Raw genomic sequence first — 17,520 nt, 5'->3', positions numbered from 1 at the left:
TGTTTTTGTCATGTGAGTCACCTCTGACTGAGAGTTTACTCACTTAGCCGCGTGTCCACTATTGCTGGGTAAGATCAGGTCCGCTGCGAGCGAACAGCAGACATTCAATCGATCGTGATGTATTTACAATACTTAACATTAGTTAATGTATATATGTTTTTAAGTAATTATATCGGTTGAAAATAAATGTCAAATTTATCACTGTACAAATTTCCTTTATAGTAATTAACATTTGGGTCCGTAATTATACTTCTTACCAAATGTATATCTGACATATCTGTCTTGCAGCCGAAATAAACAGAAATTAATTCTGCGGGCCAAGGATGTAACTCATTACCTTGCTCAACTACATGCCTCCACTCCTGCTCGTATTCCCAATGTTTAGATTTTGTATGTAATATTCTAATTTTATTAGATAATGTATCGACTTCATTTAAAATTGAACTTGCCTGTATCGATGGATAATTATCATTGTAATTCATCGGCCTAGTTATTTTATCATCTGCTAAGGCTGTGCCGGCGATGCGTTTAAACTCTAAGCACATACCTTTATGTTCAGAAGCATAATGCGACCACATCAGCAAATTTTTGTTACTGCTTGCTAGTGAAAGAATACCTAACTTTTCTAAACCGCTTTTAAATCTGTCCAAAAGTTCATCAAGAGAACGTTTTTTGGAAACCATTACATCTGACATATCTTCACCAAAAATGGCTGATAATTTTTCAGAGTCCATTTCCCGTTCGTACACATGCCTTTGTCCTCTCACATAAAATTGGGTGTCAAAAGGATCGTTAAATCCTGCCGGTTTTGAGTACCAGATTTTCCGCTGTGCAAGAGCACTTAATTGATTCTTACCGATAGGGCAGTATTTGAATAGAGATGTAATTTCAGGCTTTATCACTAGCATTCCTATGATTTTTTCAATGTTAACATAATTAATTATGTAACTTTACTATCACAAGTTCAGATTGTAATCTTCTGATTATAAGATAAAAACTCGCATATACTCTCATAAGAAAATGTATCTTGGTTACATAATTAAAACATTCTAACAAAATCGTTTCCGGAATACTTTAATCTTCTTGAATTATGTTAGTAACGTCCGCTACTGGCACAGAGCGGACTGTCAGATTAGATTCAGACCTGTATCAGCCACATATACCTGCATTCCAAATAATTTCAGACATATATTATCTCCGTGAGTCCCCCGCCACCTTTCCGGTGTGCGGGGGTTTTGTCTTTTTTCACCGGGAATACATGTATGAATCCGTCTGATGCCATTGAGGCAATTGAAAAACCGCTCTCCTCCCTGCCTTACTCACTTTCCCGTCACATCCTGGAACATCTGCGCAAACTCACCAGTCACGAACCCGTGATTGGCATTATGGGGAAAAGCGGGGCCGGTAAATCCTCACTCTGTAATGCACTGTTTCAGGGGGAGGTCACCCCGGTCAGTGATGTTCACGCCGGCACCCGGGAAGTGCGGCGCTTCCGCCTGAGTGGCCATGGTCACAACATGGTTATCACTGACCTGCCCGGGGTGGGCGAGAGCCGGGACAGGGATGCAGAGTATGAAGCCCTGTACCGTGACATTCTGCCTGAACTTGACCTGGTACTGTGGCTGATTAAAGCCGATGACCGTGCCCTGTCTGTGGATGAGTATTTCTGGCGACACATCCTGCACCGGGGACATCAGCAGGTGCTGTTTGTGGTGACGCAGGCCGACAAAACGGAGCCCTGCCATGAATGGGATATGGCCGGCATTCAGCCTTCTCCCGCACAGGCACAGAATATTCGCGAAAAAACGGAGGCGGTATTCCGTCTGTTCCGGCCCGTACATCCGGTTGTGGCCGTATCGGCCCGCACCGGCTGGGAACTGGATACGCTGGTCAGTGCGCTCATGACAGCGCTTCCCGACCATGCCGCCAGTCCCCTGATGACCCGCCTGCAGGACGAGCTGCGCACGGAATCTGTCCGCGCTCAGGCCCGTGAACAGTTTACCGGTGCGGTGGACCGGATATTTGACACGGCGGAGAGCGTCTGTATTGCCTCTGTTGCCCGCGCGGTATGGAACTGGATTTTCTTCTGAACCCGGTGGTGATGCACCAGACTCTTGTTACAGATTTTTAACTCCATGAAAACACAATGCAAACGCAGCCATACCCGGGTTGTCCCCTTGTGTTGTGTTTTCCAGATTAATAGAATGCATCGATCGTTATAAACGATCGTTTGTGGTAAATGACCTCCTCCGTGGTTGTCATGAAAATGCGTCTCAGGAAGGTTAAATAATGCACGAAAAGAACATCGCCCTGCTTTGTGATGAAGCCGACCGACTTTTGCAACTGAACATTAATCTGCTCCGGCAAATGGTTGATGAACCGGATGTGTTATCTGACAGTAAGAACGAAAACAGACTGCTTTTCGATAAACAGAAAGCACTGAAAAGAATTGAGGAGCTGGAGGGCGAACAAATCAAAACCGCCCGCAGGGAGATGGTGCTGGCTGTTGTCGGCACGATGAAAGCAGGTAAATCAACTACCATCAACGCCATTGTGGGGCAGGAAATTCTGCCTAACCGTAACCGCCCCATGACCTCTGTACCGACGCTCATCCGCCACGTTCCCGGAAAAACTGAGCCGGTCCTCCATCTGGAACATATTCAGCCCGTCCGCAATTTATTAAGCACACTGCAACAAAAACTCGACACCCCGGCAGGACAGCAAGTCGCACAGACCCTGCAGCAAACCGGGGATACCTGCGAACTGCTGGATATTCTGGCAAATGATGGCTGGCTCAAAAATGAATACCACGGGGAGGAGGAAATCTTTACCGGACTGGCATCGTTAAACGATCTGGTTCGCCTTGCTGCGGCAATGGGGAGTGAGTTTCCTTTTGATGAATACGCAGAAGTGCAGAAACTGCCGGTGATCGACGTGGAATTCAGCCATCTGGTGGGGATGGATGCATGCCAGGGAACACTCACACTGCTGGATACCCCCGGCCCTAATGAGGCCGGACAACCGCAGATGGAAGTGATGATGCGGGATCAACTGCAGAAAGCCTCTGCGGTGCTGGCGGTGATGGATTACACCCAGATGAACTCAAAAGCGGATGAAGACGTCCGTAAAGAGCTTAATGCCATTGCTGACGTATCAGCCGGCCGCCTGTTTGTGCTGGTCAATAAATTTGATGAGAAAGACCGCAATGGCGATGGGGCAGATGCCGTACGCCAGAAAGTTCCGGCAATGCTGAACAGTGATGTGCTGCCCGCCTCCCGCGTTTATCCAGGCTCATCACGTCAGGCGTACCTGGCTAACCGTGCGCTTCATGAGTTACGGAAAAACGGAACCCTTCCTGTTGATGAAGCCTGGGTCGATGATTTTGTCAGGGAAGCCTTCGGTCGCATGAAAAAAGAATACGTCTGTAAAGACAGTGAAATGGCAACCGAAGGGGCGACAGACCTGTGGGAAGGTTCACTTATCGATCAACTGATAACGGAAGTCATACAGAGCTCCCATTCCAGAGCGGCGGCACTGGCGGTTGATTCTGCCGCCGCAAAACTGATGCAGAATGCGGAAAATGTCAGCGAATATCTGTCATTACGCCATCAGGGGCTACAGCAAAGCATTCAGTCACTGCAGGCGCATATCTCCAGCCTGCTGGCGGATATCCGGGAAATCGCGGACTGTCAGGAGCAGGTGACCGCAGATGTCAGAATGGCTATGGAGGAGATCGATACTAAAACCCGGGAATTACTGACGGGGGTCTGCACCTCACTGGAAGAGGAGCTGAATGACTATTTCAGAAGCGGTAAACGCAAAGAACAGCAAATGCTGGAGGAAGAAAATTCAGCGCAGCCCCGGGAGAGAAACGCATTCGCTTTCTTTCACGATATTTTCGGAACCGGAAATCAGCATGACAGGATGCGGGACTTTGATCCGGACAGCCCCGAAATAAAATTCAGTGATCGCAGGGAAGCCCTTGAACTGATGACGCAAATCGAATCGACCGTGACCAGCCTGCACCGTGAGGCTGAAGCACAGTTCCGTCCTGAACTGGAAAAAATCGTCAGGGGTATTGAAACAGGTTTTCGTGGTACGGCCCTGTACGCCACAGAAAATATTGCCGGACGCATCAATGCCCGTCTGGAGGATGAAGGTTTCACTGTAAAAATCAGTTTTCCGGCAGTCAGCCAGTTACAGACCCGGCTCGCAGTAAAAACAAATCTGAGCGCGCTTATGGAGGAAAGAACGGAGACCGTCACTCGTCGCTGTCGACAGGATGGTGTCTGGGGTACGCTTTGTCGATGGGCAAACACCAGTGACTGGGGCTGGAAAGAGTACAGTGTGGATGTGAGCCGCAGCGTGATCAATATCAACAAGGTCAGAGAGGAAGTGATGTCACTGACCCGGGCATATTTCGGGGAGCTGCAGGCATCCATTGAGCAGGATATTAACCAGCCCGTCCGCCAGGAAATCGATGCCTTTTTCTGCGCATTCAGGGAGAAAGTTGAACAACTGCGTAACACGCTGATTCAGAGCTCTGAAGATCGTAAACGCGATCAGCAGGCGCAGGAACGGCTTACCGGGCGACTTCAGGCATTAAATGAAAGGGTTCCTGAGCTCATTACTGACAGTAAGGCGCTGAGGGAAGAGCTGGAGACAATGCTGTGACTTCACCATTTATTCAACAAATTGCTGATAACCGGGTATGTCAGGTACTCACCTGTCTTCCTGAAAAATTTGTGGTTGATTTCGCAAACGGAATCGATGTTGCACAGGAGCATATCCGCACGGCCGGAGAGCGCACGTTCTTCCGGCGTTTAAAAGAGGGGATGACCGGCGAAGGCGCTGCACGGCAGAATGCCATCAATGCTTCGCTTGCACAGGGCGTTGAGGCGTCCCTGCGCTGGCTGACGGAGCTGACAACGTCACTTGCCACCACAAACTACGCGATTACCCGGGTAAACGACAGGGTCAGTTCACTGGTCAGTGATACTGCCAGGCTGGCGCATTATTCGGCTGACACGCGGGAGCAGTTACTCACCCTGGCCGATCAGGTTCACCAGAAACTGAATCATCTTGAAGAAAAACTCCACCGTGTTGACCAGGTTCAGCGGGCGCAGTTACATCTTGAGCAGATATTCTCATGGTGGAGCGCCGGGCGATATGCGTCATTTTCCCCTGCCGGACGTTGTTATGTGGCACTTGAAGAGCTTCGCTGGGGCGCGTTTGGTGATGTGATACGCCAGGGCGAAACAGGCCAGGTTAACCAGCTACTGGATATTCTCAGACATAAAGCATTAACGCAGATGGCACAGGAGAGTGGCGGTAGTGCAACCGTGCGTCTGAACACTCTGGACTGGCTTGGTGGTCAGGGCCGGGAGCAGGCAGATAACGAGTGGCATGACGCGATTAACTGGCTGGGGGACTGGTGCAGTGAAGAGCAGCATCCGGTGATCTGGTCAACCACGCAGGCTGCAGAACACTTACCGGTTCGCATGCCTCGCCTCTGCTCTGCAGAACGCCTCTCTGAAAGTATGGTCGATGAAATATTTCAGAAGGGGGCAGCATGAGTACAGAAATGAAAACGGGGCTGGTGCTGTCCGGCGGCGGGGCGGTGGGCGCTTATCAGGCAGGTGTGGTTAAGGCACTGGCAGAGTGTGGCACACAGATCAGCATGGTTTCAGGGGCCAGCATTGGCGCATTCAATGGTGCCATTATCGCGGCCTCTCCCGATCTGTCAGAAGCAGCCGCACGCCTGGAGGCGCTCTGGAAGCATCTGGGGAATAATCAGGTGCTGTCGGTAAACCGATCGGTTTACTTTTCATTGCTGAAAAAAATGGTTCAGGCCATGAACCTCTGCCAGATCCCCGGACGTGCAGGAGCACTGCTTACGACACTTCTTCGCCATATATCGATAATCAACGGCTTCGACAATCCGATGGCTCAGCCGCTGTTGTCAGATGAGCCTCTGACAGCGCTGTTGGATCATTATCTTGATACTGATGCTCTGGCAGACGGGCTACCGCTGTATGTGTCGCTGTACCCCACAGAAGGGGGCATGCAGGATATTATTGACTGCATTCGTGCTGAACTGGGTGCCGGAACCACGAAAAACGCCGTTTTTCAGCATATCCAGAGCCTGCCCCGCGGACAGCAGAAAGAGGCTCTGCTTGCGTCAGCCGCGCTGCCCCTGCTGTTCCGTCCCCGTGAGGTTCAGGGGACAATGTTCGGTGATGGTGGTATGGGAGGATGGCGAAATATGCAGGGAAATACCCCTGTGACGCCTCTGGTCGATGCCGGATGCAATATGGTGATTGTGACGCATCTGAGTGACGGTTCTTTATGGGATCGCCAGGCTTTTCCGGACACCACAATCCTTGAGATCCGTCCCCGGAAAAGGCTGAAATATGCAGGTGATGGTGGCAACAGCGGCGGTCTGCTCAGTTTCACGTTGGCACATACCGACGCCTGGCGTCAGCAGGGCTATGAAGACACGATGCTGACGATGGAGCATATCCGGAAACCGCTGGCAGCACGTCAGGTACTGTCCCGGTCAGAAACGGTGTTGCAGAAAAGTCTGGAGATAACGGAAGAGGCAGATTTGGCACTGAGAAACGCGATGGCCCGGATTAAATAAAGACGCCCCAAAGAAACGCCACCGCCTGTGGTGGTGTTTTTCCTGTCTGGTGTTATTGAAAATATTTTCAGACATATATTACCTGAGAGAAAGTTTTACCCCTCATCTGTCAATTCACTCACTGGAAATTTAATTATGAAATTACCTGTAAAGTTATTAATGAGCCTTATATCTCTGGTAAGCGTTATTGCACGTGCCGGGGAATATAAAAATTACAGCCGGGATGAAATAAAATACTGGCGATATACATCATACAAGGGGTGGAAACTTCCGGAAGGTTTCACTGATGAGAAATTTTCCAGCGCCATTTACAACGGAAGAATATTTACAATGAAACGTTTACATACCCTTATGTTATTTCTGGCGGTTCTGTTCACAGGCTTTAACTTTAACGCAGAAGCGGCTACCGTAAAACAAGCACTTAGTTGTAACCCGGAAGCCTGGGCTGAACAACCTGGTGCGTGTCCTGATATCAATACGCTCTATACCGACGACGCGACTTATAAAGCCGCAATCGATAAAGCGTTGAAACCTGTCGGACTAGACGGGTTATTCGGTAAAGATGGCGTGATGAATGGTCCTGGCGGCGATGTTTTTCCTGTACAAATCAACGGCAAAGTCTGGCTTGAGTCTACCGCTTGTAAAAGCAATGCTTGTGGTTGGGAATACATCACGACGCTTTATAACCCGCAGACCCATGTCGTGGTAGGTTACTATTACAACGTCGACCCAGGTTACCTGGTTTGGTTCGGCGATATCGGCGTTAATGAATTCGCTTATCTGGTTAAGAAATACGTAGCTACGGTTAATTAATTTAAGGAGTCTGTCATGAAAACGTTTATCAAAACTTTACTCGTTGCTGTAACTGTTCTGTTCTCTCTTAACGTAGCAGCAAAAACAGTAAAACTACCGGCGGGTATCAAATACGTCAACAGTACCGACGAATTCTACTGCACAGAAATTGACGGCCTGTATTGCCAGACAAAGAATTTGTTTGAATACAAAGGTAACAGGTATGTTTTCGTTGTTGAGCAAGGTGGTGCCTGGTGCTACGACAGCCCTATGTCGGTACTCAACCTGGAAACTTGGAAAGCGCAGAAAATTGAATACAAAGACAACCAACTGTGTTCAGGCGAAAACAAACCGTTCTTCAAAATCAAAAACGGTGTACCAACTGTAGGTGTTATCGACACCTCTGGAGCACCCATCGTTGTAGCCCAGGACAAACTTAAAATCTAAGGAGTAAACCATGCGTTTCTCTGCACATTATTAATATCAAAGGTAAATACAGCCCCAGCCATTGTTACCGGAAAGCCGCTTAATGCGTGGCTCGCCAGTGAAAGGCCTCTCAGACAATAAACCTTATTCATTTCACCCGTCAGGCCGCGTCTTCTCCGGGAGACGCGGCTTTTTTCATTTATTGCACCAGTAAATCTTAACCACCGATAAGGAGCAAAGTATGCGATTAGCCAGTCGTTTTGGTTATGCTGCAAACCAGATACGCCGTGACCGTCCGCTGACACATGAAGAACTGATACGCCATGTACCCAGTATTTTTGGGGAAGACCGGCACACCTCCCGCAGTGAACGGTATGCGTACATTCCCACCATTACCGTCCTGGAAAATCTGCAGCGGGAAGGCTTTCAGCCGTTCTTCGCCTGCCAGACCCGTGTGCGCGACCAGAGCCGCCGGGAATATACCAAACACATGCTGCGTCTGCGGCGGGCCGGAGAGATAAACGGAGAACATGTCCCTGAAATTATTCTGCTCAACTCTCATGACGGTACCTCCAGCTACCAGATGCTGCCGGGTTACTTCAGGTTCGTCTGCCAGAACGGCTGCGTCTGTGGTCAGTCTCTGGGGGAAGTGCGTGTTCCACACCGGGGAAATGTAGTGGAGAAAGTTATCGAAGGGGCTTACGAGGTGGTGGGCGTGTTTGACCGGATAGAGGAGAAGCGTGATGCCATGCAGTCGCTGGTCCTGCTGCCACCGGCACGCCAGGCGCTGGCACAGGCGGCACTGACTTACCGTTATGGTGACGAACATCAGCCCGTCACCACCGCCGACATTCTGACGCCGCGACGCCGGGAGGATTACGGTAAGGACCTGTGGAGCGCATATCAGACCATCCAGGAGAATATGCTGAAAGGCGGGATTTCCGGTCGCAGTGCAAAAGGAAAACGTATCCATACCCGGGCCATTCACAGCATTGATACCGACATTAAGCTCAATCGCGCATTGTGGGTGATGGCTGAAACGCTGCTGGAGAGCATGTGCTGATGCCTTTTCCCTGAAAGCGCAGTTCTGACTCACGTCTGTCCCTTCCCCCGGGGTTTCTTCCATTCATTTACTTTTGATAAGGAATAATCTCATGACAACCGTCTCGCATAATTCCACCACTCCTTCTGTTTCCGTAACCGCTGCATCAGGGAAGGACCAGCCTCAGCTGGTTGCCACCATAGTCCCTGATGAACAGCGCATCAGCTTCTGGCCGCAACATTTTGGCCTCATTCCACAGTGGGTGACCCTGGAGCCCCGTGTTTTCGGCTGGATGGACCGTCTGTGCGAAGACTACTGCGGTGGTATCTGGAATCTGTACACTCTGAACAACGGCGGGGCATTTATGGCACCCGAACCGGATGACGATGATGACGAAATATGGGTACTGTTCAATGCCATGAACGGTAACCGCGCTGAAATGAGCCCGGAAGCCGCCGGCATTGCTGCCTGTCTGATGACGTACAGTCATCACGCCTGTCGTACGGAGTGTTATGCCATGACGGTCCATTATTACCGGTTGCGGGATTACGCCCTGCAGCATCCGGAATGCAGCGCCATTATGCGCATCATCGACTGAATGGAGAGAAGCACAATGCAACAACTTTCCTTTCTGCCCGGCGCGATGACGCCCGGCGAGCGCAGCCTCATTCAACGGGCCCTGAAAACCCTGGACCGCCATCTTCATGAACCTGGCGTGGCCTTCACCTCCACCCGTGCAGCACGGGAATGGCTGATTCTGAACATGGCGGGACTGGAGCGTGAAGAATTCCGGGTGCTGTATCTGAACAACCAGAATCAGCTGATTGCCGGTGAAACCCTCTTCACCGGCACCATCAACCGCACGGAAGTCCATCCCCGGGAAGTGATTAAACGCGCCCTGTACCACAATGCCGCTGCCGTGGTACTGGCACACAATCACCCGTCCGGTGAAGTCACACCCAGTAAGGCAGACCGGCTTATCACCGAACGTCTGGTACAGGCACTGGGCCTGGTGGATATCCGGGTGCCGGACCATCTGATAGTCGGTGGCAGCCAGGTTTTCTCCTTTGCGGAACACGGTCTGCTTTAACCCGTCACCGTCACAATCACCTTCATATCACTTCAGTTTCTCTTTCTCAGCTGTTTCTTACTTTCACATTCAGGAGGACTATTCTCATGAAAATCATCACCCGTGGTGAAGCCATGCGTATTCACCGTCAGCATCCTGCATCCCGTCTTTTTCCGTTCTGTACCGGTAAATACCGCTGGCACGGTAGCACGGATACATATACCGGCCGTGAAGTACAGGATATTCCCGGTGTGCTGGCTGTGTTTGCAGAACGCCGGAAGGACAGTTTTGGTCCGTATGTCCGGCTGATGAGCGTCACCCTGAACTGAGTCTGGAAGGGCATTCAGAAGAGCAGAATTATCGCCACCACCGGACCATTCTTAACCAATTTTCTGTGAGGATTTTATCGTGTCAGACACACTCCCCGGGACAACGCTTCCCGACGACAATAACGACCGCACCTGGTGGGGACTGCCCTGCACCGTGACGCCCTGTTTTGGTGCCCGTCTGGTACAGGAAGGCAATCGGTTGCATTACCTTGCCGACCGCGCCGGTATCAGAGGGCGGTTCAGCGACGCGGATTCGTACCACCTGGACCAGGCCTTTCCGCTGCTGATGAAACAACTGGAACTCATGCTCACCAGCGGTGAACTGAATCCCCGCCATCAGCATACCGTCACGCTGTATGCAAAAGGGCTGACCTGCGAAGCCGACACCCTCGGCAGTTGTGGCTACGTTTATATGGCTGTTTATCCGACGCCCGAAACGAAAAAGTAACTCTCCAGAATAACCTTCTGCTCCGGCCTGGTGCTTTCACCACGCCACTTTTCCATTTTTCATCTCTGCATATCAGGAAAATCTTCAGTATGAAAACATTACCTGTATTACCCGGGCAGGCGGCCAGTTCACGCCCGTCTCCGGTTGAAATCTGGCAGACACTGCTCACCCGACTGCTGGATCAGCACTACGGCCTTACGCTGAATGACACACCGTTCGCTGATGAACGTGTGATTGAGCAGCATATTGAGGCAGGCATTTCACTGTGCGATGCGGTGAACTTTCTCGTTGAAAAATACGCACTGGTACGTACCGACCAGCCGGGATTCAGCGCCTGTACCCGTTCTCAGTTAATAAACAGTATTGATATCCTCCGGGCACGCCGGGCAACCGGCCTGATGACACGCGACAACTACAGAACGGTAAATAACATTACCCTGGGTAAACATCCGGGGGCGAAACAATGAAACTGGCCCTGACGCTGGAAGCCGACAGCATTAATGCGCAGGCGCTGAACATGGGGCGCATTGTCGTTGACGTCGATGGTATTGAGCTCGCTGAACTGATTAACAAAGTCGCTGAAAACGGTTATTCACTCCGCGTGGTGAATGAACGTGACGCTACCGAAACACCGGCGACTTCTGCCAGCCCTCATCAGTTGCCGGAAGACAATACAGTGATACAGAGCGTGATGCCATTAACCACTGAAACAGCGCTGGATATCCTCATTGCGTGGCTGCAGGACAATATCGACTGCGAATCGGGAATTATCTTTGACAACGATGAGGATAAAACGGATTCGGTAGCACTGTTGCCCTGTATCGAACAGGCCCGGGAGGATGTCCGTACTCTTCGTCATCTGCAGCTTCTGCACCAGAACCGGTAAATATCACTCACCATACTTCATTCCACTGACGTCAGCCTGAACAGGGCTGGCGTTTTCGTTTATAAACCAAAAGGGAAACCGATAATGTCAGACATCACAATCTCCCGTCCGGAAGTGGTCACCGGGCATACGGACGTTATCTGCTCAACCAGTATCCGCCACATTCTGGCTGTACGAAAGAGTACACTGCTGCAAATCGACACACTTATCCGGCAACTGGCTGAAATATCAGCAATGACAGAAAGTATTGGCGGTAAAGCCGCCCCGGACTGGGCCATGAAACAGGATTTTCGCTGCGGCTGCTGGCTGATGGAGAAACCGGAAACCGCAATGAAAGCCATCACACGCAATCTCGATCGCGAAATCTGGCGTGACCTGATGCAACGTTCAGGGATGCTTTCCTTAATGGATGCACAGGCCCGTGACACATGGTACCGGTCACTGGAGCACGATAATTTTCCGGAAATCAGTGAAGCGAACATTCTGAGCACATTTGAACAACTACACCAGAATAAGGATGAGGTGTTTGAGCGAGGGGTGATCAACGTCTTCAGGGGACTGAACTGGAATTACAAAACCAATTGCCCCTGCAAATTTGGCAGTAAAATTATCGTCAACAACCTAGTGAGGTGGGACCGGTGGGGGTTTCATCTTATCACCGGGCAACAGACTGACCGACTCGTCGACCTGGAAAGAATGCTACATCTGTTCAGCGGCAAACCGATCCCCGACAACCGGGAAAACATCACTATTCGTCTGGATGGTCACATCCAGTCCGTTCAGGGTAAAGAGCGCTATGAAGACGAGATGTTCATCATTAAATACTTTAAGAAGGGATCTGCACACATCACTTTCAAAAGGCTGGAACTGATTGACAGAATTAACGATATAATAGCCAGGTACTTTCCTTCTGTGCTCTCAGCCTGATCCCGAGTGTGATTCCCTTTCGATATCAAAAGGGACTGCGGGTATAATTGAGGGTACATTTTTAATCAAACCAAATAAATTATATTAATATCAATATGATAAAAGAAATTTTCGATTCCGAGTCCGGCACCACTATTCTAAAGAACCCGCCCACAAGGCGGGTTTTTGCTTTTGGATCTGGCAATAACCTTCACGAAAAAACTTAGCTTATAAGGTCTGGGGGAATTACTCTCGCCACGTTAACGAGAGTAATTTTATTGATATTAATCTCCTGATACTTACCCCCCTCCAAATTCCAGTCGCTGCACGTTCACCATCCCAGGCTTCTCACCTGCGCTGACATCAATTTGTGTCACCCGCAGCGCATACTTTTCATCCAGCGCGTTTAACCAGTTCAGCAGATCATTAAATACCACAGGATCTATCCAGACCTGGATATTCTCCCCGCGCTCGGCTATCCGCTTAATGACCACTGAATGCGCCGAAGCACTGTCGCTGATGACCCGCGATACCTGTGCTTGCGTTGTCGTGCCGGATTTTCGCGCCGCAATAATATCCGGCGCGGAGCTCTTCAGTCGCGCGTTCATCGCCACCAGCTGCTGCAACATCGTCTCCTGTTGCTCAATCCGTTCGCTCAACGGCTGCCAGATGAGAACGTAATATCCGGCGCTAAACAGGAACACTACCGCTGCCAGTAACATGCCTTTTTCACGCGGAGAACGCCCCGCCAGGTGTTGTGTCAGCCAGTGTTCGCCACGGCTTAACTGGCGTTCACGCCATTGCTGAAAATAGTGAATAAATTTATCGCGTAACATGTTATTTCCTCCGCAACGTTACGCCGCCGGAAACCGCATCACCCTCTTTCTGTAACGCGTCCTGTTGCACAACATAATCTGCCGCCAGTGCGCTACGCAGTTTGTCGAAGCTGGCAAAGTTCGCAGCCCGTAGCTGGAGGTGAAGCGTCTGGCGTTTTTGATCAAAGGTGAAACCACGCATTTCGATGTCGGTAAGTGACGCTGATTTCAGGGTACTGGCGATCGCTGACAATTCTGCGAGCAGCCGGGTATCGTCGGCCTGTAGGCGATATTTTTTCAGCGCCATCGTCACCTGAGAGCGTAAATTCACAATCCGCTTCTGCTCCGGGAATAGCGTTAAGAACTGTTTCTCCGCCTGGGTGCGGCTTTGCGCCACCTGTTCGCTGACGCTCCATAACGTCACGCCCCGTTCCACTGCCAGCGCAACCAGAATCAGCAATATCGGCAGAATCATCACCCGCCAGCGCGCCCACTGTTTTCGGTAGCTGACACGAGGCTGCCACGGCCCTGTTAGCAGGTTCCCTTCAGGTTCGCCATAAGTGGTAACGGCTGGCAGGGCCGTAACGGTCAGACGTTCAGCGTCTGGGCCAGCCCATGCGGATAGCTCTTCCGGCGCGATTCCGACTACGGTCAGCGAAAGCGGTGATGCCTGCTCATTGAGCTGTGCGCGGAACATGACCGGGGCCAGCGCCCGCCCGGCGCTCCATCCCCGGCATTCATCGATGCGGCAAATAATTCGCTGTTCATCGCCAGCCATAAATCCACAAGGAATGGACATCCAGTCCGGTGCAACGGTGGCGCGAGTAATGCCGTTTTCCTGCAACCACTGCGCAATGTTGCGCATATGCTGCTGGTGAATCACAGCTACGGTTGCCAGTTGCTGGTCGATTTTCAACGGGGCGAAATGCAGTTCATCGATATCCTGGTTCAGCTCTTCTTCCAGTAAGGCGGGCAGAATAGTCGGTATCTGCTTGCGGGGGACATCAGGCAGTTCAACCTGCCAGACGCTGATCCATTCGCCAGGAATGTAGAGTCGAATCGCATCAGTTTGCAACCATTGCTGGAGATGTTCGCCAGCAACGTCAGACCAGATACCGTGCTCCACGTCGGGTGTACGGCGCTGCCAACGGATGGGATCAGCGGCGCAAAGCGGGAAAAAAATCTCAAGGATGGAACTCACTCACTTTCTCCTGTCTGATGCCAGAGAACAGAAAAGTGTTGTGGGCCCATGCGGACAATTAACGAGTTCATCGTCAGTTCAATCTCATTCACGGTGATATCTGAACGCAGCCAGAAGTAACTGCTGTCCACGCTCAGGACGGTTTTTAGCTGTTTTTTAGTACGCTCATCGACGTCAGCAAGTAGCGGCTGTGCGAGAAACTGATCGACATCTTCCCAGCCCTTCGCCGGACGTTGTTGTAATAACGCCCGCGCCTGAACAGGGCTTAACCACGGGTCAAACAGCGCCTCAAGAATCACACTTTGCGTGACGTCTAAGGTATTGATGTTGATTTGCTGGTGGGTCATCGGCAGCGCACAGACCAGCGGTTTCAGTTTTTGATAAAGCCCGGCGTCAATTCCCTGCACCACGCGCATCTCGCTGATATCGGCCAGCGGTTGATTCGCGGCGTAGAACGGTACCGAACGGGCGAGATACTCGCTGTCTTCACGGCCCAGACGCGTCTGCACGCTGCGGTCCTCGTCAATAAATTCCCACAAGCTTTCGGCTATCAGTTCGGCCCGATAAGCAGGCACATCCAGGCGCGAGATCAGGGCAATCAGTTGTTGTACCGCGAGCGGACGCGACGCCGTCGTCGGCTGAGCGAGGGCATTCAGGTTAAAGCAGGCCTGTGCGTCACGCAGAGTGACGGCGATTTGCCCCTGCGGCAGTGGGAAAAAACGAGGGCCAGAAGCCCACGGCTGTGCCAGATGCACACGCTTTTCATTTTTCAGGCTCAGACTGAGTGCGCTCAACGCCAGGCTTTCTGCACTGGCGCTATACCACAGCGCCTGCTGGTACTCCTGCTGGCTGCGCGTTCGCCCAAGTTGTTGCTGCATCCGCCCGGAAAGCGTGATGGTTACCAGCATCATGACCGCCAGCAATACCAGCACTACGGCCAGTGCCATTCCGCGTTTTGGTGGTGAGGTGATCATGATAATTGCGGCCCGCGTAACAACCAGATGCGTTCAATCTCGCCCCATTGCGGCGAATGCAGAGTCATGCGCACTGCCACAGGGATCGCCTGCACTGATGACCAGGTTTCCTGCCAGCGCGTGCCGTCGTAAAACTGCAAACGAAGTGAATCCGCCGGAATCAACTTTTGCGTTGTTGGCTTCACGCTGCCTGCGGCATCGGTCAGCGGCCAGGCTAACCGTTCGAGATAACCGTCATGAATGCGGTAACCGACGGTGAGCAGATTACTGCGCGGCAGACGCATCAATGGATTAACCACACCGCCGCGCACAAAGCGTATTCCTTCACTCTCAGAGGCCAGCACGCCAGCGCCCGCCAGTAACGCAGGTTCTCGCTGACCCTGATCGCCTCTTACCGGACGCGGCATCATTTGTGTCAGATCGTGGGTCAGAAAACTCATCGTTTGCTGCATGAGGTTCAGTTTTTGATCGTGTCCGGCGACGGCGCTATTCACGCGTGTAACGCCGTTTGTCACCTGCTGTGCCATCAGTGCCAGCGAGGCAAAAATGGCGATTGCCACCAGCATTTCCAGTAACGTGAAACCAGCGTGAGTCCTTCTCACTGTTGGCCTCCCACGGCGCTAAACCAGGCGCGTCGTGACTGAATCACCGACGAAAAGTCTTCGTGACGGCTGACTTCAATATCCACCGCCTGGAGTAGCGCGTTGCCTGTACTCAGCGGTGTGGTTCGCCAGTACCAGCGGCTTCCTGCCATATCACTCTCGCCCTGGTGCCTGAGCGCCCGTTGTTCGCGGGTCATCAGGTAGAGCAGTGCGGTCTGGTTTTCAGCTACCCAGCCCGCTACCGTTTTTTCCTCAAGGATTTGCTGATTACTCAGCGCACCGCTGGCAATCTGTAACACCGCCGTGGCAGCCAGCGCAAAAATCGCCAGTGCGATCATCACTTCCAGCAAGGTAAATCCGCGCTTCATGGCATCCTCTCATCACATTGATTGAGGGATAACGCGCCATCGTGCGCCAGCTTTACCGCCCAACACGCGTTTTGCGCCGCCGAGTAGAAGCGCAGCGTAAACGGCGCGGCGGGTTCAAAAGGAGAAAAACGGATCTGCGGCGTCTTCTTTTTCGCCTCTTTTTGCAGCTCCAGTTCAATATCGTGCAGCGTCAGGCGGCGGCGTTGCAGCTCCAGCGCATATTCCTTCTGCCAGATATCACTGCCGGGTTGTAGCAGCATTTGCACCTGTTTCACCACCGTAACCTGTGCCGATAACCGGGTCGCGGAAACGGGCAACCACTGCCCGTGACGACGCTGCATAAACTGATAACCAGGCGGGTCGATTAGCACACCGAGTGTTTGCCCTTCGATCACTGCCCTGTCCTTAAACTGCGCAAAGCGGGCCAGGAAATCCTGCGCCGCTTTTTTCGCGGGCGGTTCAGAACGGCTCGCAAAAGTCTGTACCACGCCCGCACTGGCAAGGCCGATAAGGAAAATCACCAGCATGATTTCCAGAAGAGTGAATCCACGTTTGGGCACTGATTACTGAAACTCCTGCAAATTCCAGTTACCGATATCTGCGCCAGCACCTTCCCCGTTTTCCTGACCATCCGCCCCTAAGGTGTAAACATCAAACAGTCCTTTTTCACCCGGGCTGAGATACTGATAATCATTGCCCCACGGATCCTTTGGCAGCCGTTTGATGTATCCACCAGGACGGTAGTTGCGGGAGTCCGCCATATTGGCCGGTTGCTGAATCAGCGCCTCAAGCCCCTGTTCGGTGGTCGGATAACGCCCGTTATCCAGTCGATACATATCCAGCGCGTTCTCCAGCGCCACGATATCGCTGATGGCTTTTTGCCGATCTGCTTTCTCTTTGTTGCCCAAAAGGTTAGGCACCACCAGACTTGCCAGGACGCCAAGAATAACAATCACCACCATCACTTCCAGCAGGGTAAAACCTGCCCGTGGTTTTTGTGTGCGGGATAACGAATTCAT

At 51.6% G+C, this 17,520-nt stretch carries 22 protein-coding genes and 1 pseudogene; 15 read left to right on the top strand and 8 right to left on the bottom strand.

Annotated elements, in window-relative coordinates; translation table 11 throughout:
* Nucleotides 1–167: 167 nt before the first annotated feature.
* Nucleotides 168–908, bottom strand: coding sequence for a DUF2971 domain-containing protein (locus tag ATB02_RS07680; protein WP_000960228.1), 741 nt, complete (start codon nucleotides 906–908; stop codon nucleotides 168–170).
* Nucleotides 909–1,262: 354 nt separating this feature from the next.
* Here ATB02_RS07680 and ATB02_RS07675 point away from each other — a divergent pair, with 354 nt between their 5' ends.
* From ATB02_RS07675 to ATB02_RS07600, 15 genes and pseudogenes are all read left to right on the top strand, one after another.
* Nucleotides 1,263–2,090 carry a GTPase family protein gene (locus tag ATB02_RS07675; protein WP_105271342.1) on the top strand — a complete coding sequence of 276 codons (828 nt, stop codon included), beginning with the start codon at nucleotides 1,263–1,265 and terminating at the stop codon, nucleotides 2,088–2,090.
* Between the two features lie 199 nt (nucleotides 2,091–2,289).
* The gene (locus ATB02_RS07670) at nucleotides 2,290–4,674 is read left to right on the top strand and encodes a dynamin family protein (RefSeq protein WP_000544704.1); all 2,385 of its coding nucleotides are present in this window, start codon (nucleotides 2,290–2,292) and stop codon (nucleotides 4,672–4,674) included.
* Nucleotides 4,671–5,576: a diguanylate cyclase regulator RdcB family protein gene (locus tag ATB02_RS07665; protein ID WP_000203554.1), complete on the top strand. Its 906-nt coding sequence runs from the start codon at nucleotides 4,671–4,673 to the stop codon at nucleotides 5,574–5,576. Before ATB02_RS07670 ends, ATB02_RS07665 begins: the two co-directional genes overlap by 4 nt.
* Nucleotides 5,573–6,643 carry a patatin-like phospholipase family protein gene (locus ATB02_RS07660; RefSeq protein ID WP_000102627.1) on the top strand — a complete coding sequence of 357 codons (1,071 nt, stop codon included), beginning with the start codon at nucleotides 5,573–5,575 and terminating at the stop codon, nucleotides 6,641–6,643. The genes ATB02_RS07665 and ATB02_RS07660 overlap by 4 nt, the downstream gene beginning before the upstream one ends.
* A 135-nt stretch (nucleotides 6,644–6,778) precedes the next feature.
* Entirely contained in the window at nucleotides 6,779–7,456 is a 678-nt protein-coding gene (locus tag ATB02_RS07655; RefSeq protein WP_097513418.1) for a hypothetical protein, read from the top strand.
* Between the two features lie 15 nt (nucleotides 7,457–7,471).
* A complete protein-coding gene (locus tag ATB02_RS07650) occupies nucleotides 7,472–7,882 on the top strand; it encodes a hypothetical protein (protein WP_097513417.1) in 411 nt (136 codons plus the stop codon).
* Between the two features lie 220 nt (nucleotides 7,883–8,102).
* Entirely contained in the window at nucleotides 8,103–8,924 is an 822-nt protein-coding gene (locus ATB02_RS07640) for a DUF932 domain-containing protein (RefSeq protein WP_097513416.1), read from the top strand.
* Nucleotides 8,925–9,015: 91 nt separating this feature from the next.
* The gene (locus ATB02_RS07635; protein ID WP_016231429.1) at nucleotides 9,016–9,501 is read left to right on the top strand and encodes an antirestriction protein; all 486 of its coding nucleotides are present in this window, start codon (nucleotides 9,016–9,018) and stop codon (nucleotides 9,499–9,501) included.
* 15 nt (nucleotides 9,502–9,516) lie between these two features.
* Nucleotides 9,517–9,993: a JAB domain-containing protein gene (locus tag ATB02_RS07630; protein ID WP_001186711.1), complete on the top strand. Its 477-nt coding sequence runs from the start codon at nucleotides 9,517–9,519 to the stop codon at nucleotides 9,991–9,993.
* An 86-nt stretch (nucleotides 9,994–10,079) separates the two neighbouring features.
* Nucleotides 10,080–10,301 carry a DUF987 domain-containing protein gene (locus ATB02_RS07625; RefSeq protein WP_000692350.1) on the top strand — a complete coding sequence of 74 codons (222 nt, stop codon included), beginning with the start codon at nucleotides 10,080–10,082 and terminating at the stop codon, nucleotides 10,299–10,301.
* Nucleotides 10,302–10,380: 79 nt separating this feature from the next.
* Nucleotides 10,381–10,749: a type IV toxin-antitoxin system YeeU family antitoxin gene (locus ATB02_RS07620; protein ID WP_001285610.1), complete on the top strand. Its 369-nt coding sequence runs from the start codon at nucleotides 10,381–10,383 to the stop codon at nucleotides 10,747–10,749.
* An 89-nt stretch (nucleotides 10,750–10,838) separates the two neighbouring features.
* Nucleotides 10,839–11,216 carry a type IV toxin-antitoxin system cytoskeleton-binding toxin CbtA gene (gene cbtA / locus ATB02_RS07615; RefSeq protein ID WP_000854821.1) on the top strand — a complete coding sequence of 126 codons (378 nt, stop codon included), beginning with the start codon at nucleotides 10,839–10,841 and terminating at the stop codon, nucleotides 11,214–11,216.
* Nucleotides 11,213–11,410 (top strand): annotated as a pseudogene (locus ATB02_RS07610) (DUF5983 family protein); the annotation flags it as partial. The gene cbtA and the pseudogene ATB02_RS07610, both read left to right, overlap by 4 nt.
* Nucleotides 11,411–11,437: 27 nt before the next feature.
* Nucleotides 11,438–11,635: a DUF957 domain-containing protein gene (locus tag ATB02_RS07605; protein ID WP_085949090.1), complete on the top strand. Its 198-nt coding sequence runs from the start codon at nucleotides 11,438–11,440 to the stop codon at nucleotides 11,633–11,635.
* A gap of 84 nt (nucleotides 11,636–11,719) precedes the next feature.
* A complete protein-coding gene (locus ATB02_RS07600; RefSeq protein WP_001280493.1) occupies nucleotides 11,720–12,562 on the top strand; it encodes a DUF4942 domain-containing protein in 843 nt (280 codons plus the stop codon).
* Nucleotides 12,563–12,840: 278 nt separating this feature from the next.
* On the opposite strand, the gene yghD is transcribed toward ATB02_RS07600, so the two are convergent.
* From yghD to gspG, 7 genes are read right to left on the bottom strand one after another with little or no spacing between them, the layout of a single operon-like run.
* Nucleotides 12,841–13,377, bottom strand: a complete 537-nt coding sequence (gene yghD, locus ATB02_RS07595; protein WP_105271341.1) for a GspM family type II secretion system protein YghD — start codon at nucleotides 13,375–13,377, stop codon at nucleotides 12,841–12,843.
* 1 nt (nucleotide 13,378) lies between these two features.
* Entirely contained in the window at nucleotides 13,379–14,557 is a 1,179-nt protein-coding gene (gspL, locus tag ATB02_RS07590) for a type II secretion system protein GspL (protein WP_105271340.1), read from the bottom strand.
* On the bottom strand, nucleotides 14,554–15,531 hold the full coding sequence (gene gspK, locus ATB02_RS07585) for a type II secretion system minor pseudopilin GspK (RefSeq protein ID WP_105271339.1): 978 nt from the start codon (nucleotides 15,529–15,531) through the stop codon (nucleotides 14,554–14,556). The genes gspL and gspK overlap by 4 nt, the downstream gene beginning before the upstream one ends.
* The gene (gspJ, locus tag ATB02_RS07580) at nucleotides 15,528–16,133 is read right to left on the bottom strand and encodes a type II secretion system minor pseudopilin GspJ (RefSeq protein ID WP_105271338.1); all 606 of its coding nucleotides are present in this window, start codon (nucleotides 16,131–16,133) and stop codon (nucleotides 15,528–15,530) included. The genes gspK and gspJ overlap by 4 nt, the downstream gene beginning before the upstream one ends.
* Nucleotides 16,130–16,501 (bottom strand): type II secretion system minor pseudopilin GspI, encoded by a 372-nt coding sequence (gspI, locus tag ATB02_RS07575; protein WP_088541735.1) that lies wholly within the window; start codon nucleotides 16,499–16,501, stop codon nucleotides 16,130–16,132. The genes gspJ and gspI overlap by 4 nt, the downstream gene beginning before the upstream one ends.
* The gene (gene gspH, locus ATB02_RS07570; protein ID WP_105271337.1) at nucleotides 16,498–17,061 is read right to left on the bottom strand and encodes a type II secretion system minor pseudopilin GspH; all 564 of its coding nucleotides are present in this window, start codon (nucleotides 17,059–17,061) and stop codon (nucleotides 16,498–16,500) included. Before gspH ends, gspI begins: the two co-directional genes overlap by 4 nt.
* A 3-nt stretch (nucleotides 17,062–17,064) precedes the next feature.
* On the bottom strand, nucleotides 17,065–17,520 hold the full coding sequence (gspG, locus tag ATB02_RS07565; protein WP_001087291.1) for a type II secretion system major pseudopilin GspG: 456 nt from the start codon (nucleotides 17,518–17,520) through the stop codon (nucleotides 17,065–17,067).

It is taken from the genome of Escherichia sp. MOD1-EC5189 (assembly GCF_002966045.1).
GTDB classification, from domain to species: domain Bacteria; phylum Pseudomonadota; class Gammaproteobacteria; order Enterobacterales; family Enterobacteriaceae; genus Escherichia; species Escherichia coli_F.
Note: the sequence above shows the minus strand (reverse complement) of the source record. Positions and strands in the feature narration are given on the sequence as shown.

Bases quoted from the DNA above. Each gene is read 5' to 3' on its own strand.
- ATB02_RS07600 (WP_001280493.1), top strand. From the start codon at position 11,720: ATGTCAGACATCACAATCTCCCGTCCGGAAGTGGTCACCGGGCATACG.
- ATB02_RS07630 (WP_001186711.1), top strand. From the start codon at position 9,517: ATGCAACAACTTTCCTTTCTGCCCGGCGCGATGACGCCCGGCGAGCGC.
- ATB02_RS07625 (WP_000692350.1), top strand. From the start codon at position 10,080: ATGAAAATCATCACCCGTGGTGAAGCCATGCGTATTCACCGTCAGCAT.
- gspK (WP_105271339.1), bottom strand. From the start codon at position 15,531: ATGATCACCTCACCACCAAAACGCGGAATGGCACTGGCCGTAGTGCTG.
- ATB02_RS07650 (WP_097513417.1), top strand. From the start codon at position 7,472: ATGAAAACGTTTATCAAAACTTTACTCGTTGCTGTAACTGTTCTGTTC.
- ATB02_RS07660 (WP_000102627.1), top strand. From the start codon at position 5,573: ATGAGTACAGAAATGAAAACGGGGCTGGTGCTGTCCGGCGGCGGGGCG.
- cbtA (WP_000854821.1), top strand. From the start codon at position 10,839: ATGAAAACATTACCTGTATTACCCGGGCAGGCGGCCAGTTCACGCCCG.
- ATB02_RS07640 (WP_097513416.1), top strand. From the start codon at position 8,103: ATGCGATTAGCCAGTCGTTTTGGTTATGCTGCAAACCAGATACGCCGT.
- ATB02_RS07680 (WP_000960228.1), bottom strand. From the start codon at position 908: ATGCTAGTGATAAAGCCTGAAATTACATCTCTATTCAAATACTGCCCT.
- ATB02_RS07670 (WP_000544704.1), top strand. From the start codon at position 2,290: ATGCACGAAAAGAACATCGCCCTGCTTTGTGATGAAGCCGACCGACTT.
- ATB02_RS07655 (WP_097513418.1), top strand. From the start codon at position 6,779: ATGAAATTACCTGTAAAGTTATTAATGAGCCTTATATCTCTGGTAAGC.
- ATB02_RS07635 (WP_016231429.1), top strand. From the start codon at position 9,016: ATGACAACCGTCTCGCATAATTCCACCACTCCTTCTGTTTCCGTAACC.
- yghD (WP_105271341.1), bottom strand. From the start codon at position 13,377: ATGTTACGCGATAAATTTATTCACTATTTTCAGCAATGGCGTGAACGC.
- gspI (WP_088541735.1), bottom strand. From the start codon at position 16,501: ATGAAGCGCGGATTTACCTTGCTGGAAGTGATGATCGCACTGGCGATT.
- ATB02_RS07675 (WP_105271342.1), top strand. From the start codon at position 1,263: ATGAATCCGTCTGATGCCATTGAGGCAATTGAAAAACCGCTCTCCTCC.
- gspG (WP_001087291.1), bottom strand. From the start codon at position 17,520: ATGAATTCGTTATCCCGCACACAAAAACCACGGGCAGGTTTTACCCTG.